The sequence below is a fragment of the Bradyrhizobium sp. CCBAU 051011 genome, assembly GCF_009930815.1.
Taxonomy (GTDB): Bacteria; Pseudomonadota; Alphaproteobacteria; order Rhizobiales; family Xanthobacteraceae; genus Bradyrhizobium.
In genome coordinates, this window is record NZ_CP022222.1 from 4,350,371 (window position 1) to 4,364,092 (window position 13,722).

14 protein-coding genes are annotated in these 13,722 nt (G+C 64.0%); 6 read left to right on the top strand and 8 right to left on the bottom strand.

Going from position 1 to position 13,722, the window contains the following annotated elements; all coding sequences use genetic code 11:
• Window positions 1–34 precede the first annotated feature (34 nt).
• A complete protein-coding gene (locus ACH79_RS20530) occupies window positions 35–523 on the bottom strand; it encodes an RNA polymerase sigma factor (RefSeq protein ID WP_057840161.1) in 489 nt (162 codons plus the stop codon).
• A gap of 237 nt (window positions 524–760) precedes the next feature.
• Between ACH79_RS20530 and ACH79_RS20535 the strand changes: the two genes are divergently transcribed.
• Together ACH79_RS20535 and aroC are read left to right on the top strand one after the other, a co-directional pair.
• Window positions 761–1,360, top strand: a complete 600-nt coding sequence (locus ACH79_RS20535) for a histidine phosphatase family protein (RefSeq protein WP_161852611.1) — start codon at window positions 761–763, stop codon at window positions 1,358–1,360.
• Between the two features lie 197 nt (window positions 1,361–1,557).
• Window positions 1,558–2,646 (top strand): chorismate synthase, encoded by a 1,089-nt coding sequence (gene aroC, locus ACH79_RS20540; protein ID WP_161852612.1) that lies wholly within the window; start codon window positions 1,558–1,560, stop codon window positions 2,644–2,646.
• A 13-nt stretch (window positions 2,647–2,659) separates the two neighbouring features.
• Here the strand turns inward: aroC and ACH79_RS20545 are convergent, their stop codons facing one another.
• Window positions 2,660–4,354, bottom strand: a complete 1,695-nt coding sequence (locus tag ACH79_RS20545; protein ID WP_161852613.1) for a GMC family oxidoreductase — start codon at window positions 4,352–4,354, stop codon at window positions 2,660–2,662.
• A 118-nt stretch (window positions 4,355–4,472) separates the two neighbouring features.
• Between ACH79_RS20545 and ACH79_RS20550 the strand changes: the two genes are divergently transcribed.
• Window positions 4,473–5,657, top strand: coding sequence for an adenylate/guanylate cyclase domain-containing protein (locus tag ACH79_RS20550; RefSeq protein WP_161852614.1), 1,185 nt, complete (start codon window positions 4,473–4,475; stop codon window positions 5,655–5,657).
• A 99-nt stretch (window positions 5,658–5,756) separates the two neighbouring features.
• Here the strand turns inward: ACH79_RS20550 and ACH79_RS20555 are convergent, their stop codons facing one another.
• Entirely contained in the window at window positions 5,757–6,449 is a 693-nt protein-coding gene (locus ACH79_RS20555) for a glutathione S-transferase family protein (protein WP_161852615.1), read from the bottom strand.
• Between the two features lie 100 nt (window positions 6,450–6,549).
• On the opposite strand from ACH79_RS20555, the gene ACH79_RS20560 reads away from it, so the two are divergent.
• Window positions 6,550–7,524 (top strand): LysR family transcriptional regulator, encoded by a 975-nt coding sequence (locus tag ACH79_RS20560; RefSeq protein WP_161852616.1) that lies wholly within the window; start codon window positions 6,550–6,552, stop codon window positions 7,522–7,524.
• Here ACH79_RS20560 and clpS read toward each other — a convergent pair.
• Together clpS and ACH79_RS20570 are read right to left on the bottom strand one after the other, a co-directional pair.
• The gene (gene clpS, locus ACH79_RS20565) at window positions 7,488–7,793 is read right to left on the bottom strand and encodes an ATP-dependent Clp protease adapter ClpS (protein WP_161852617.1); all 306 of its coding nucleotides are present in this window, start codon (window positions 7,791–7,793) and stop codon (window positions 7,488–7,490) included. The two genes, ACH79_RS20560 and clpS, sit on opposite strands and share 37 nt — an antisense overlap.
• A 47-nt stretch (window positions 7,794–7,840) precedes the next feature.
• Window positions 7,841–9,157, bottom strand: a complete 1,317-nt coding sequence (locus ACH79_RS20570; protein WP_161852618.1) for a tetratricopeptide repeat protein — start codon at window positions 9,155–9,157, stop codon at window positions 7,841–7,843.
• 251 nt (window positions 9,158–9,408) lie between these two features.
• On the opposite strand from ACH79_RS20570, the gene ACH79_RS20575 reads away from it, so the two are divergent.
• Together ACH79_RS20575 and ACH79_RS20580 are read left to right on the top strand one after the other, a co-directional pair.
• A complete protein-coding gene (locus tag ACH79_RS20575; protein ID WP_161852619.1) occupies window positions 9,409–10,266 on the top strand; it encodes a DUF1194 domain-containing protein in 858 nt (285 codons plus the stop codon).
• A gap of 376 nt (window positions 10,267–10,642) precedes the next feature.
• Window positions 10,643–11,107 carry a hypothetical protein gene (locus ACH79_RS20580; protein ID WP_161856471.1) on the top strand — a complete coding sequence of 155 codons (465 nt, stop codon included), beginning with the start codon at window positions 10,643–10,645 and terminating at the stop codon, window positions 11,105–11,107.
• A 33-nt stretch (window positions 11,108–11,140) separates the two neighbouring features.
• Here ACH79_RS20580 and ACH79_RS20585 read toward each other — a convergent pair whose 3' ends face one another.
• The 3 genes from ACH79_RS20585 to ACH79_RS20595 are packed head-to-tail and all read right to left on the bottom strand — an operon-like array spanning window position 11,141 to window position 13,702.
• On the bottom strand, window positions 11,141–12,328 hold the full coding sequence (locus ACH79_RS20585) for a class I SAM-dependent RNA methyltransferase (RefSeq protein ID WP_161856472.1): 1,188 nt from the start codon (window positions 12,326–12,328) through the stop codon (window positions 11,141–11,143).
• Between the two features lie 52 nt (window positions 12,329–12,380).
• Window positions 12,381–13,142: a TlyA family RNA methyltransferase gene (locus tag ACH79_RS20590; protein ID WP_371419463.1), complete on the bottom strand. Its 762-nt coding sequence runs from the start codon at window positions 13,140–13,142 to the stop codon at window positions 12,381–12,383.
• Window positions 13,139–13,702 carry a nucleoside 2-deoxyribosyltransferase gene (locus tag ACH79_RS20595; protein ID WP_161852621.1) on the bottom strand — a complete coding sequence of 188 codons (564 nt, stop codon included), beginning with the start codon at window positions 13,700–13,702 and terminating at the stop codon, window positions 13,139–13,141. Before ACH79_RS20595 ends, ACH79_RS20590 begins: the two co-directional genes overlap by 4 nt.
• Window positions 13,703–13,722 lie beyond the last annotated feature (20 nt).

Genomic DNA, 13,722 nt, shown 5'->3' on the forward strand with positions numbered 1-13,722 from the left:
TGCTCTGTCTATCCATCGTGCGTTTCATGCGTCTTCACTTCACCCGCCGCAGCGCCGTGCGCTCGCCCTCCAGCGAAGCTTTGACATGGGCGCGGGCGCGGGCAAGCCGGGACATTACGGTGCCGATCGGCACGCCCTGGATGTCGGCGACCTCGCGGTAGCTCAGTCCTTCCAGCATCACCAGCAGCAGGACCGAGCGCTGCTCTTCCACCAGCGTCGACAGTGCGCGCGCGATGTCGCGGCCTTCCGCCTCGGTGCCGCTGGCGTCGGGGTTGTTGTCCAGCAGCGGCATGAACTGCGGCCGCCGCGCCAGCGACCGTCGCCGGTTCTTGTTCAGGTTGGTCAGGATCGTATAGAGCCAGCTTCTGACGTCGCCGCCAAGAAACAGCCGTTCCGAACGCAACGCACGCACCAGCGTATCCTGCACCAGATCGTCGGCGATGTCGGCGTCGCGCGCCAGCGCTCGCGCATAACGGCGGAGCGCCGGAATCATGGCCTCGACACTTTGACGAAACGCGCTCATCGGCACCAGATTGCAAAAGTCATGAGGCGCGAACGCCTTACCCAACATAACACCCAATTGACGTATCTATTCCAGCCCTTGAGGCGCGTGGCAAACAGCCTTAACCCGGGAGGCGATTTGGGCTCGACCGCGCCGGAGTGCTGATGTACCTCCAAAGCTCGTCGCCGGCATGAAGCGCCCCGACGCGCCCGACCTCTCGCTCTCCAATTTGCCAGCGAAGAATAGCCTGATAGTCCGATGCCTGCGCCCGTGATCTACTACATCCGCCATGGCGAGACGTCGTGGAACGCTGAAGGCAGGCTGCAGGGCACGCAGGACATTGCGCTGAACGAACTCGGCCGCAGGCAGGCGGAGCATGCCGGGAATGTGCTGGCCGATCTGTTCGCGCGCGAGGGCCGCGACAAGTCCGCGCTGCCGTTCGTTGCAAGCCCGCTTGGCCGGGCGCGGGCGACGATGGAATTGGTGCGCAGCGCGCTGAAGCTTCCCAGGGACGGATATGCGCTCGACGATCGCCTGCGCGAGATCGGCTACGGCGTCTGGGAGGGCTCGACGCTCGCCGAGATGCAGGCGGCCGATCCCGTGCTGTATGCCAAGCGGCTCACGGCGAAATGGACGATGGCGCCGGAAGGCGGCGAGACCTATGCCGACGTGCAGCTTCGGATGCGCGACTGGTACGATTCCTTGCGCGCCGACACCGTCGCCGTGGCCCATGGCGGCACCGCGCGGGCGCTGATGGTGGCGCTCGGCATCGAGACGCCGCAGAGCGCTGCCGACCTCCTGATCGAGCAGGGCGCCGTCTACGTGTTCCGAGACGGGGGACTTAAGAAGTATAGTTAACTCCTTCTCCGTCATGCCCGGGCTTGTCCCGGGCATCCACGTCTTCCTTCGAATACGCCGCCAAGCAAGACGTGGATGGCCGGGACAAGCCCGGCCATGACGGGGTGAGAGGTGATTTGACCAGCCCTCTCCACCGCGTTACGAAACGTTGACAAACAACATTAGCGCTGAATGTCGGCAAGCGAATTCAAGGCACCATGTCCCACAACACCTTCGGCCACCTCTTCCGCGTCACGACCTTTGGCGAAAGCCACGGGATCGCGATCGGCTGCGTGGTCGACGGCTGCCCACCGCTGATCCCGCTGACCAATGAGGACATCCAGCAAGATCTCGACCGCCGCCGTCCGGGACAATCGCGCTTCACCACCCAGCGCCAGGAGCCGGACGCGGTCAAAATCCTGTCCGGAGTGATGGCGCATCCCGAAACCGGCGTGCAGGTGACGACGGGAACGCCGATCGCGCTTCTGATCGAGAACACCGATCAGCGCTCCAAGGACTATTCCGAGATCAAGGACAAGTTTCGCCCGGGCCATGCCGACTTCACCTATGAGGCCAAATACGGCCTGCGTGACTACCGCGGCGGCGGCCGCTCGTCGGCGCGCGAGACCGCAACGCGCGTCGCGGCTGGCGCCATCGCGCGAAAGATCCTGCGTGACGTGAAGGTACGCGGTGCGCTGGTGCAGATGGGCCCGCACAAGATCGATCGCGACAAGTGGGACTGGGACGAGATCGCGCGCAACCCGTTCTTCTGCCCGGACAAAGATAGCGCGGCGTTCTTCGAGACGTATCTCGACGGCATCCGCAAGAGCGGCTCGTCGATCGGCGCGGTCATCGAAGTGGTTGCCGAAGGCGTGCCGGCGGGGTGGGGCGCGCCGATCTATGCCAAGCTCGACGGCGAGCTGGCGGCCGCGATGATGAGCATCAATGCCGTGAAGGGCGTCGAGATCGGCGCGGGCTTTGGCGCCGCCGAATTGTCGGGCGAGGAAAACGCCGACGAGATGCGCACCGGCAATGACGGCACGCGCTTTCTGTCCAACAATGCCGGCGGTGTGCTCGGCGGCATCTCCACCGGCCAGCCGGTGGTGGTGCGCTTTGCGGTGAAGCCGACCTCGTCGATCCTGTCGCCGCGCAAGACGGTGGATCGCGCCGGCGCCGACACCGACATCATGACCAAGGGCCGCCACGACCCCTGCGTCGGCATCCGCGCCGTGCCGGTGGGTGAGGCGATGATGGCCTGCGTGCTGGCCGATCACTTCCTGCGCCATCGCGGGCAGGTTGGCGGGTAGGGCCCGACTTCTCTCACTGCATGGCGTCTGCGACCTTTTCCGCCGACATCAGGACCGGGACATTGGTGTTGGCGCACGGCACCACCGGGAAGATCGACGCGTCGACCACGCGCAAACCGTGCACGCCCTTGACGCGGCCTTGGGTGTCGACGACCGCCATCGGATCGTCCGCCGCGCCCATCCGGCATGAGCAGGAGGCATGCCACACGCCGATCGCCGCCTTGCGCACGAAGGCTTCGAGTGCTTCGTCGTCGCTCATGACCTGCTCGAACGTAAAGCCTTCAACGATGAAATTGTCGATCATGTAGTGGCGCAGCGCCGCCGGTCCGTCCATCAGGGCAGCTGCAATGGCGGTGAGGATCTTGTTCTTGGTGTTGACCACGCCGATCTTGCGCACGCGATCGGAATACGAAGCCGGGAACGGCTTGTCGGTGACTGCCTTCAGCGGCGCGCTCATCTGCAGCGCCGCCATCTTGCGGAAGCCGCTCATGAGACGATCGAGGTCGCGCCTGTCGGACAACAGGTTGAACTCGACAATGGGTTCTATTCGCGGGTCGCGCGAGGCGAGCTTTACCTGCCCGGTCTCCGAATAGGTCTTGTTGACGAAGGTGAGCAGCGAGGCGATCTGCTCGCCGACCGAATGCCAGGCCGACTTGGTGAGAACGGCGACGAACATGTCGCCGGCGGGTGTGCCCGGAAGCCCCGAGGAGTAGCGCAGCCCCATCTGGATGTGGCGTCTGGTGTGCTCGTTCATGCGCGCGCCACGGCGGACAAAGGACGACAACGCGATCGAGGGATGATCCATCAGGCGCTGACCGACGCCGGCGAGGCCCATCACGACCGGAATGCCGATCTCCTTCAGATGCCCGACTGGTCCGATGCCGGCGCGCAGGAGATGCGCGGGAGAATGTATGGCACCGCAGGAGAGAATGACCTCGCGCCCGCGGAACTCCTGTTCCCGGCCATCGACCAGCGCCTTCACGCCGACACATTGCGTGCCCTCGAACAATAACTCCTTGACCTCTGTGTTGGTCGAGATGGTCAGGTTGGCGCGCTTGCGGGTCTCGCGATCGAGATAGCCCATCGCGGCCGAGACACGTTGCTCGTCCTGGTTGGAGTGTGTCACCGGGAAGTAGCCGTCTGTGAACTCGCCGTTCTGGTCTGGCAGGAAGGCAAAGCCGGCGAGCTTGCAGGCCTCGCCCATCGCTTGCGAATGCCCTGTCCAATGCTCTCGCGGAATGCGGCGGATGGGGATACGGCCGTCCTTGCCGTGGAACGGCCCGTCGAAATCGAGGTCGCGCTCGACCTTCTTGAAATAGGGCAGCACGTCCTTCCAGTTCCAGCCCGTGGCGCCGCGGGCCTCCCACTCCGCGTAATCGGTCGGCGCGCCGCGATTGGCCATCTGGCCGTTGATGGAGGACCCGCCACCGAGCACGCGCGCCTGCTCATACTTGCGGAGCGGCGGTCGGCTCTCATCGGGATTGTTGTGGCTCACGACCTGAGTGGTGACCTTGAGTTCGGTCCAGTGGAAGCGCGGATCGAAATAGGCCAGCCCCGAATAGCTGTCGCGGATTTCGGGCGGCTCGTTGCCGGGCGGCGTGTCCTGACCTGCTTCGCAGAGCAGGACCTTGTTGGCGCTTTTGGCGGAGAGCCGGTGCGCCATGACCGAGCCCGCTGATCCTCCGCCGACGATGATGAAGTCGTACACTTCTGCGCTTCCTCTTGTTTTGCGCCGTCAAGCTAGCGCAGCTCTGTCGTCGGGTCACGTCCGGCTGTCGCAGGAGCGCGCTTGACGCCCGCTGCAGTTGCGCGGCAAATACGCCGCCATGAATATCGCAGAACTGCAGAAGCTGACCGACTGGCTGATTGACGGCGGGAGGTCGGCGACCAGCCCGACCCGGTTTATGGCCGAGTGCTGCGAACGGATGGTCGCGGCAGGGCTGCCGCTGTGGCGTGTCGGCGTCTTCGTCCGCACGCTGCATCCTGAGATCTACGGGCGCAATTTCATCTGGAAGCCGGGCGCTGAGGTCGAGCTGGGCACGGTCGATTACCATATCCTGGAGTCACCGGATTTTCACAACAGCCCGCTGAAGATCGTTTTCCAGCAGGGGCTGGAGGTTCGGGCACGCGTTGACGATCCCGCAAGCAAGCGCTTTCCGATCATCGACGATCTTCGCGCCGAAGACGCCACCGACTATATCGCGCTGCCGCTACCCTTCATCGGCGGCCCGGTGAACGCGTCGAGCTGGACCACCAAACAGCCGGGCGGATTCACGGATGAACAATTGGCGGCGCTGCGGAGTCTCGCGAAACCGCTGGCGCGGGTGGTCGAGATTCTCAGTTTGAACCGCATGGCTGCGAGCCTTCTGGACACCTATGTCGGCAACAGCGCCGGCGAGCGGATCATGGGTGGACAGATCCGGCGCGGCCATACCGAGACGATGAATGCCGCGATCTGGCTATCCGATCTGCGTGGCTTCACCTCACTGTCGGACCGGCTGCCGGCCGAGACCGTCGTCGAAATTCTGAACCAGTATTTCGATTGTCAGGTCGCCGCGATCAAGAATCATGGCGGCGACGTGTTGAAATACATGGGCGACGGGCTGCTCGCGGTGTTTCCGATCGATGAATATGTCGGAGACGAGCAGCAGGTCTGCTCGCATGTGTTGGAGGCCGCCCACGAATCCCGCGTCAGCGTCGCCAACCTGAACTACCCGATCGGGGATGCGGTCGAACGGTTTCGCTTCGGCGTCGCACTCCATGTCGGGCGAATTCTCTACGGCAATATCGGCGGCGGTAACCGGCTCGACTTCACCTGCATTGGACCGGCGGTGAATATGGCGGCGCGGCTGGAAAAGATCGCCAGCAAGCTCGGCCGCACGGTCGTGGCCTCGGAAGGATTTGCCGGCATCTGCCGGGGAGGCTGGAGCGATCTCGGCGAGTTTCCTGTCGCCGGTTTCTCCAAGGCCGCACGCGTATACGGCCTGGTCGACGAAAAATCGGCGGCCTAATCGGCGTGCTGCGCGGTCGGCGCGGCCCTATCCCGGAAATGCCGCGCGGCCTGCGGCGATTTCACCGGCAAACCATTGGTGGAATCCGCGCGATATCAGTCACTCCATCCGGTCTCCGCTCCAGAACAGCCGCTTGCGCTCATGGGTGAGATGCTTCAACTCCTTCAGAAACGCGGCGGTGCGCTGCGCGTCGGCGACGAAGACGGGATGGGTCCGCATCGCCCGAAACCAATTGCCGACGATGGGAAAGCGCTGGAGGTCGATGGCGAGGCCAAACGTGCGCAAGGCGGCGAGGTTGGCAAACCAGGCGCATTCGAGGACACCGGGCTCGCCGAATGGCCACGGCTTCGGGCGCGACAGCAGCATGCGTTCGAGATGATCGAACAGCTCATCGATATCCCTTTGGGCGGCCGCCAGCAGGCCGGCCGGCGGCTCATCCTCGCGTTCCGCCCAGTGCCAATACGAGCAGTCCACCACGATCGGGTCGAAGCGTTGATCGGCCAACCGCTCGAACGCGCGGGCGAGGACGCGTTCCTCGATCGCAGTGGGATAAAGAGGCTGTTCGGGATAGCGCCAATCCAAATATTGCAGGATGTCGCTTGAGTTCACGACGACGAGGTCTCCGTCGGTCAGCACGGGGACTTCCAGCCTCGGATTGAGTTTTCGCAATTGCTCGCGACGATCCGGCGTCAGCGCATCAACGAGATCGTAAGACAGCCCTTTCAGTTCAAGGCCGATCGCGACCTTGCGGGCGAAGGTGCTGATCGGACTGCCGTAGAGACAGATGGTCATGGGGGTCTCCTCGGCGAGAGCTTGCCGAGGCAATCCGTCTATTGCAATTTGTTTTCGATAACCGAGATTATTCCGGTTTTTGTATTAATTGCGAGGCAGCATGTCCCGTCATGTCTTTCCCGACCTGAGTTCGCGACAGCTTCAGGCCGTTCTCGCGCTCGCCAAGTATCGAAGTTTTGTCGCTGCGGCCAGCTCGTTGAAGATATCGCAGCCGGCACTAACGCGAACGATCAAGCTGATCGAGATCGAGTTGGGTGTGCCGCTGTTTTCCCGCAGCACCCGACAGGTCACGGTCACGGACGCCGGAAAGGAATTCGCTGCGCTGGCGGAACGGTTGCTCAACGATCTGAAGATCGGCGCCGAAAGCGTGAGGGAGTTGGCCGCTCATCCACGCGGACAGATCGTGGTCGCGAGCGTGGTTTCGCTTGCAGGCGCCGTGCTTCCAGGCCTGATTGCGGACTACAGCCGAAGGTTCCCCGGCATTGAACTTCACCTGCGCGAGGGACTGCACAACATGGTGATGGACGAGATACGCAACGGACTTGCCGACTTCGGCATCGGCTATGTCGACGATGTGCCGCGATCATTCGTGACCGAAGACCTTGGCGTCGAAACCTTCCATCTTGTCATGCGGCGGGATCATGGGCTGGCGCGCCGCACGAGGATCGCCTTGCCGGCGCTGGCGGACGTTCCGCTTGTCTCGTTTCCCGTGGAGTCCCGCACCCGGCACATCGTCGACCGCGCGGCGGCGACCGCGGGACTTTCATTCCACTATGTGACGACGACGAACCGTTTGCCGACACTCCATGGACTGGTCCGCAATCGGGTAGGGCTCGCCGTCGTCCCGAGGAGCGAGCGCCCGTTACCCGATGATCCGGACCTCAACTCATCGTCGTTGGCCGGGCACGGCCTGTCGTGCCGCGTCGGGATCATGCGGCTGCGGGATCGCGAATTGACGGCGGCCGCCGCCCAATTTCTGGACGTCGTTCGAAGCTGGTGGCGGGCTTCCCGGCATGGCCCCGGCGGGAGAAATCGGCGTTACTCCTCCGGCTCGGTCGTGAACAGCAGCGGATAGCCCTTGGCGCGGCCGGCGTCGGTGGCGCGGGTGGCCTTGGTCTCGGCGACGTCCCTGGTGAATACGGCGACCACGCAGACGCCGCGCCGGTGCGCGGTTATCATCACCTTGTGGGCTTGGTCCTCGCTCATGCGGAACTCGGCCTTGAGTACCGTGACGACGAATTCGCGCGGCGTGTAATCGTCGTTGATCAGGATGACCTTGTGCAGCCGCGGCCGTTCGACCTTGGTTTTGACTTTGGTCTTTGGCCTGACAACGGTATCTGCCATTTCCAGCTAAGTCCCGAAGCGAGCGAACTCAGACGGGCCGGCAGCGCTCAGTTGGCGCGGCAATCCGCCAGGCGCTGCGCCATGGTCTGATCGCCGCGGCTGACGGCCGTCTCGATCAGTTTACAGGCTCCGGGCCGGTCCTGAAACTGGGCGTTTGCCGAGAGTTTCAGCGCGATCAGGGCGGCCAGCGCGCCGGGCTCGCCGAGTTCCGCGGCCTCCACCGCGTAATAGAGCGTTCCCTTGGGATGGCTCACATGCACATGCGGATATTCAGCAAGCAGCCGCACCACCTGCATCCTTGCGTCGAAATCCCATGTGCTGGCGCGGTCGATCAGATTGACCGCCTCCTGGACGTCGCGCGGCAGCAGCTTGCCCTCGAGGGTGAGTTGCCCGAGCATCCCTTTGGCCATCCAGCTATCGCGTGTGCCTTTCAGCAACGACAATGCGCGCTTGGGGTCGGCCGGGCCGCCTTCGCCCGCGATCAGCATTTCTGCGAGCGGGACAATGGCGCCGCCAGGATCTGGGTGGCGGGCTTCTTCGAGCAGCGTGCGGGCGCGCGCCGGATCTTCTCTACGGATCGCCAGCGCCAATTCCCTCTTCGCGCCGTATTGGTAGTGCCCGGGCGCGTTCAGCCTTTCCAGAATGTCGAGGCCGCGGGCCCGCTCGTCTGGCTTGTCCGACGTGGCCAGCAGGCTGCCGAGCATCACAAGCAAACCGCCCTTGTTGGCTTCCTTTGCCGGATTCTCGACCGCGCGCTCCGCCCAGTATCGCGCCGCGGCAGGATCGCGTTTCACAGTGGTGCCGCGATCGAGCAGCGCCGCCAGCGTGGAAGTGGCGGCGGGATGGCCGAACTCGGCCGCCTTGCGAAGGGCCTGATCGGCCTCGGCGCGCGTGACTAGCGGGACCTTGTCGAGGTCGCCGCGATCCCACGATCGATGGTGCTCGTAGAGCTGGAAGTAGGCCTCGGCACTGCCCTGCGATGCCGTCTCGCGCAGCATGGCAACTGCCTCTGTCTTCTTCTCGTAGGGCAGGTTGCGCGCATACTCGGCCTTGAGGTCTGCGTTCGCCGGGTTGGCCTCGAACGCCATCTTGCACGCGTCGTGCCGCAGGTCCCAGCGCCGGCGCTTGGCATCGTAGTCCATATACTCCCTCGGCTCTTCAAAGAGCTGCTGGCATAGTTCAATGGCGTTCTGCGGCGTCAGCACCGGTTCCGGTTGCGCCACTTTGGGCTGATCGGGGCCCGAAAACACCAGCGGCAGCGACAACACCGCCAGGACGAGAGCTACGAAAATCCCGGCCCAGAGCACGATCGTGCGCGTTGCCGAGGGGCTGTCATTTGCTGAAATTTTCGGGGGAGTAACCATGTCCGTGCCGCTAGCGGCCGCTTGCTAGCCGCGCCCCTTCTGTCGCGCCGAGCGCGAGATTTGTTCAAATAGCGGTATCGAGAGCCTGATTCTCTGGCAACTGACACGAGGAACCGTAGCTGAATCCGGCAGCGTTGCCCGAACCGCCTGAATGTTCGGCACTAACCCGAATGTGAAGGACAAATGATTTCAGCGCTTTGCGTCCGCCGTTTTGCATGTCACCATCACTGTCGTTCGACGGGAGGGCCGCAATGCGCTGGTATGTCTCGATCGGGGTCGTGCTTGTAGCCGGCGCACTCGCCGGCGGAGATGTGGCGAGTTTTGCCGCGCCGAATCCTGCGAGCCGGCCGGGCCAGCAACTGAACGCCGCCAACAAGGACGCCAATCCGACCGTCGATGTGGAACTCGTCCTTGCTGTCGACGTCTCCTATTCGATGGACCTGGATGAACTCGCGCTGCAGCGCGAAGGCTACGCGCAGGCGATCGTCTCCAAGGAGTTCCTGCAGGCGCTGAAGAGCGGGCCGAACGGCAGGATCGCGATCACCTATTTCGAATGGGCGGCCTCCACCGACCAGAAGATCATCATCCCCTGGCGAGTGATCGACGGGCCGGAGACGGCAGATGCCGTCGCCAACGAGATCGTCAAGACCCCGATCCGCCGCGCCTCGCGCACCTCGATCTCGGGCGCGATCAATTTCGCCATGCCGCTGTTCGAGGAGAACCCGCACCGCGGCCTGCGGCGGGTGATCGATATTTCCGGCGATGGCCCGAACAACAACGGCATGCCGGTGACAGTCGCCCGCGATGCCGCGATCGAGAAGGGCGTCATCATCAACGGCCTGCCGATCATGGTGAAGGAGCCGTCCTACTCCACCATGGATATCGACAATCTCGATTTCTATTACGAGGACTGCGTCATCGGCGGCCCCGGCTCCTTCGTGGTGACGATCAAGGAACGCGACAAGTTCAAGGAGGCGATCCGCACCAAGCTGCTGCTGGAAATCGCCGGCCGAACGCCCGAACGCCCGGTGGTGCCGGCCGCCGGCCGGGAGCCGCGCGTCAATTGCATGATCGGGGAAAAAATCTGGCAGGACCGGTGGGGACGGTAACCGGCATCACTTCTGGTGCGCATGTCCTATACCCTCGGCATGATGCAGTCAGGCGTCGTGCGCGTTACCCCTGGACTGAGAAACGATCGTCCGCGGGTATTCGAATATGTTCCGGCAGGCTCAATCGCCCTTGCTGCGGCGTTGGTGCCGATCCAGGCGCAGCCGCTGCGCTCTCATGCGCTTGATGCCCTCATCCCATGCTCCGGGGTGGCGGATAGACGGGTGATCCATCCCAAGATCTGCGATGCCGGACAGCGCATCTTGATCTAGGTCAATATCTCCGAACCGATGGTGCCGGACGATGCGTCGCTTGCCGCAGGTCTGGGCATTGACCCGCCTGGTGCGCATCACGTCTATCGACACCAGTGTAGGGCACATGAGATTTCCCGTCTGGATGCTGGCCGCAATGCTATCGCTGACGGGTGCAGGCCCAGGTCACGCAAAGGTCAGGATCGCGAATGATCGGGGCGGAATTATCGAGCGTTACATAGATCGATACAAGCAATTGAGGGCTTCGCGGCAATCGGTGATCATCGACGGCCTTTGCGCCTCGGCCTGTACGATCGTCCTTTCGGAGATTCCTCACGACAGGATCTGTGTGACTTCAAGAGCCAGGCTGGGCTTCCACGCGGCTTGGGATTTCGGTCTGCGCGGTCGCACGGTCACAAATCGGGGCGCGACGCGATGGCTCTACTCGATGTATCCCTTGCCGGTCCGGCACTGGATCGCCGGTCGCGGTGGTCTGACACCGCGCACGATCTTTCTGCAAGGCCGGCAACTGGAAGAGATGTATCGCCCTTGCGACCTCAATGCGCTGGCCTCCCTCGGCACGCGCAGATAATCGTCCTGGATCATTGTCTTGGAGAGGAGGCCGTCAGCGCCTGAACCTCGCCACCAATTCCACATGCGGCGTGTGGCGGAACTGGTCGACCGGCGTGACGCCTTCGATTCGGTAGCCGCCATGGATCAGAATCTTCGCATCGCGCGCGAAGGTCGTGACGTTGCAGGACACCGCAACCACCGTCGGCACCTTGCTCGCCGCCAGCTGCGTCGCCTGCGCCTGCGCGCCCTGCCGTGGCGGGTCGAACACGACCGCGTCGAAGTCACGCAGCTCCTGCGGCATCAGCGGACGGCGGAACAGATCACGCGCCTCGGCCTTCACCGGCTTCAATCCCGAGGTTGACGTAGCAGCCTTCTGCAGCGCCGCGACTGCGCCGGTATCGCTGTCGAGCGCGGTGACGCGCGACTTTGCCGCCAGCCGCAGCGCGAAGGGGCCGACGCCGCAGAACAGGTCGGCGATATGCTTGGCGCGCCTGCCATGCTCCGATACCAGCTCGGCCAGTGCCGCTTCGCCCGCCACCGTTGCCTGCAGGAACGAGCCAGGCGGCAGAGCGACCTGCGCGCTGCCCATCGAGACAACCGGCGGCATTCGCATCAGGACCAGTTCGCCATGGCGCGTCAGCCGCGCCAGCCGGTGCTGTCCGGCGATGCGCGACAGCCGCGCGATCATGGCTGACGATACCGGGCCGGAGCCGCGGACATCGATATCGAGCCCGCTATTGGTCGCCGTGATCTGGATGTCGAGCGGCTTGCTCATCGCGATCAGCGGCTCGGCGATGGCCCAGGCCGCCTCGATCGCACCGCCGAGCTGCGGGTCGAGGATCGGGCAGCGGTCGATCGGAATGATGTCGTGCGAACCCGCCGCGGCATAGCCGACCTTGAGCACGTCATGGGTGCCCATGCGCGCATGCAGGGTGATGCGCCTGCGGCCCGCGCCATGGGCGTCGATCAGCGGCGCGACGTCGCAATCGATGCCCGCCTGCGCCAGCGTCGTCACCACCAGCTCGCGCTTCCAGGCGCGATAGGCTTCGGCGTCCCAGTGCTGGATCGCGCAGCCGCCGCAGACGCCGAAATGCGGACAGAAAGGCGCGACGCGCTCCGGGCTTGCGGTTTCGACGTTGAGCAATCGGCGACGGTCGGGATGGTGGCCGGGCACCGGGCCGACCTCCACCGTCTCGCCGCCCAGCGTGTAGGGAACGTAGATATTTCCGCCGCCCGACATGGCGACGCCGTCGCCGTGGTGGCCGACATGGTCGATGACAAGGCACTCGCTCTCAGCCACGGCGCGCGCCCATGAAGAATTCGATATTGCCGTCGCCGCCTTTGATCGACGACGGAAACACCTCGATGCCGGTGCAGCCGAGGGAAGCCGCAAATGCCGAGATATCGTCGCAGATTTCCTGATGCACCATCGCGTTGCGGATGATGCCGTGCTTGGAATGCTTTCGCTCCGCCTCGAATTGCGGCTTGATCAGCGCGAGCAGTTGCGTGGGGGCCGCGGCGAGCTCCAGCGCCACCGGCAGCACCGCCTTCAGCGAAATGAAGCTGACGTCGATGACGACGACATCGGGCCGGGCGGGCAGGCGCTTGCCTTCGAATTGGCGGATATCGGTTTCTTCCATCGACACGACGTGCGGATGGATCCGCAGCGAGGGATGCAACTGGCTGTGTCCGACATCGATGGCGAACACGAGGGTCGCGCCGTTCGCCAGCAGCACCTCGGTAAAACCGCCGGTGGAGGCGCCGACGTCGAGGCAGACATGGCCCTCGATATCGATCGGATATTGCTCCAGCGCGCCGGCGAGCTTGACGCCGCCGCGCGAGACCCAGGGGTGCGCGGGCTGCGCGCTCAATTCGGCGTTGGCGGCAATGATTTCCGACGCCTTCAACACCGGCCGGCCATCGGCGGTTACGCCGCCGGCGTCGATCGCGGCGCGGGCGCGGGCGCGGCTTTCGAACAGGCCGCGCTCGACCAAAAGTACGTCCGCGCGCTTGCGCGCCGAAGTCTCGCTGTCGTTCTTGTCAGCCAATGTCAGTCCGATTTTCCGGTGGCACGATCCGCCGCGAGCGCGACGCAGGCCTCGAACGAGGTGAGATCGTGCCAGATGTCTTGAGGCGGCTCTCGCGGCGTCACCAGTCTAGCACCATGCAGGTCCAGCGTGTGGATCATCATGAGATTGTCGGGCAGGCCGAAATCCTCCACCGTGAGCCCGTCGGCGTCGATCATGTGACCGGCGTCCGACGTCGTGATGCGGAATGACCGCGCAACGCGGTCGGCGTAGATGGCCGGATCGTTGCTGTAGGCGAAGCAGAGCTTGCCGCGGCCGGCCATGTAGCCGAGTTCATAGACCGTGCCGGCGTCGGCACTGGGGCCGCGAAATGGCGTCAGATTGGCAATGATCGCATCCGCCGCATCCATCATCGCTTGATTGCCCTTGAAGATCGCGAGCGAAGCATCGAGGGCGGCGAGGTCGATTGTGTTGTCGAGCGGGTAGAGGCCGGTCATCCCATAACGGGCGCAGATCGCGGCCTTGCGGCGCCCGATCTCGATGGCGTCCGGCAGGAACACATCGGGACCTGCCAGATAGATCTTCATGGAATTACCGGCGAAAGGGC

What these genes read in the sequence shown, in the direction of transcription:
- ACH79_RS20530 (WP_057840161.1), bottom strand. Translation starts at nt 523, where the DNA reads ATGAGCGCGTTTCGTCAAAGTGTCGAGGCCATGATTCCGGCGCTCCGC.
- ACH79_RS20535 (WP_161852611.1), top strand. Translation starts at nt 761, where the DNA reads ATGCCTGCGCCCGTGATCTACTACATCCGCCATGGCGAGACGTCGTGG.
- aroC (WP_161852612.1), top strand. Translation starts at nt 1,558, where the DNA reads ATGTCCCACAACACCTTCGGCCACCTCTTCCGCGTCACGACCTTTGGC.
- ACH79_RS20550 (WP_161852614.1), top strand. Translation starts at nt 4,473, where the DNA reads ATGAATATCGCAGAACTGCAGAAGCTGACCGACTGGCTGATTGACGGC.
- ACH79_RS20555 (WP_161852615.1), bottom strand. Translation starts at nt 6,449, where the DNA reads ATGACCATCTGTCTCTACGGCAGTCCGATCAGCACCTTCGCCCGCAAG.
- ACH79_RS20560 (WP_161852616.1), top strand. Translation starts at nt 6,550, where the DNA reads ATGTCCCGTCATGTCTTTCCCGACCTGAGTTCGCGACAGCTTCAGGCC.
- clpS (WP_161852617.1), bottom strand. Translation starts at nt 7,793, where the DNA reads ATGGCAGATACCGTTGTCAGGCCAAAGACCAAAGTCAAAACCAAGGTC.
- ACH79_RS20570 (WP_161852618.1), bottom strand. Translation starts at nt 9,157, where the DNA reads ATGGTTACTCCCCCGAAAATTTCAGCAAATGACAGCCCCTCGGCAACG.
- ACH79_RS20575 (WP_161852619.1), top strand. Translation starts at nt 9,409, where the DNA reads ATGCGCTGGTATGTCTCGATCGGGGTCGTGCTTGTAGCCGGCGCACTC.
- ACH79_RS20580 (WP_161856471.1), top strand. Translation starts at nt 10,643, where the DNA reads ATGAGATTTCCCGTCTGGATGCTGGCCGCAATGCTATCGCTGACGGGT.
- ACH79_RS20585 (WP_161856472.1), bottom strand. Translation starts at nt 12,328, where the DNA reads ATGTCGGGCGGCGGAAATATCTACGTTCCCTACACGCTGGGCGGCGAG.
- ACH79_RS20595 (WP_161852621.1), bottom strand. Translation starts at nt 13,702, where the DNA reads ATGAAGATCTATCTGGCAGGTCCCGATGTGTTCCTGCCGGACGCCATC.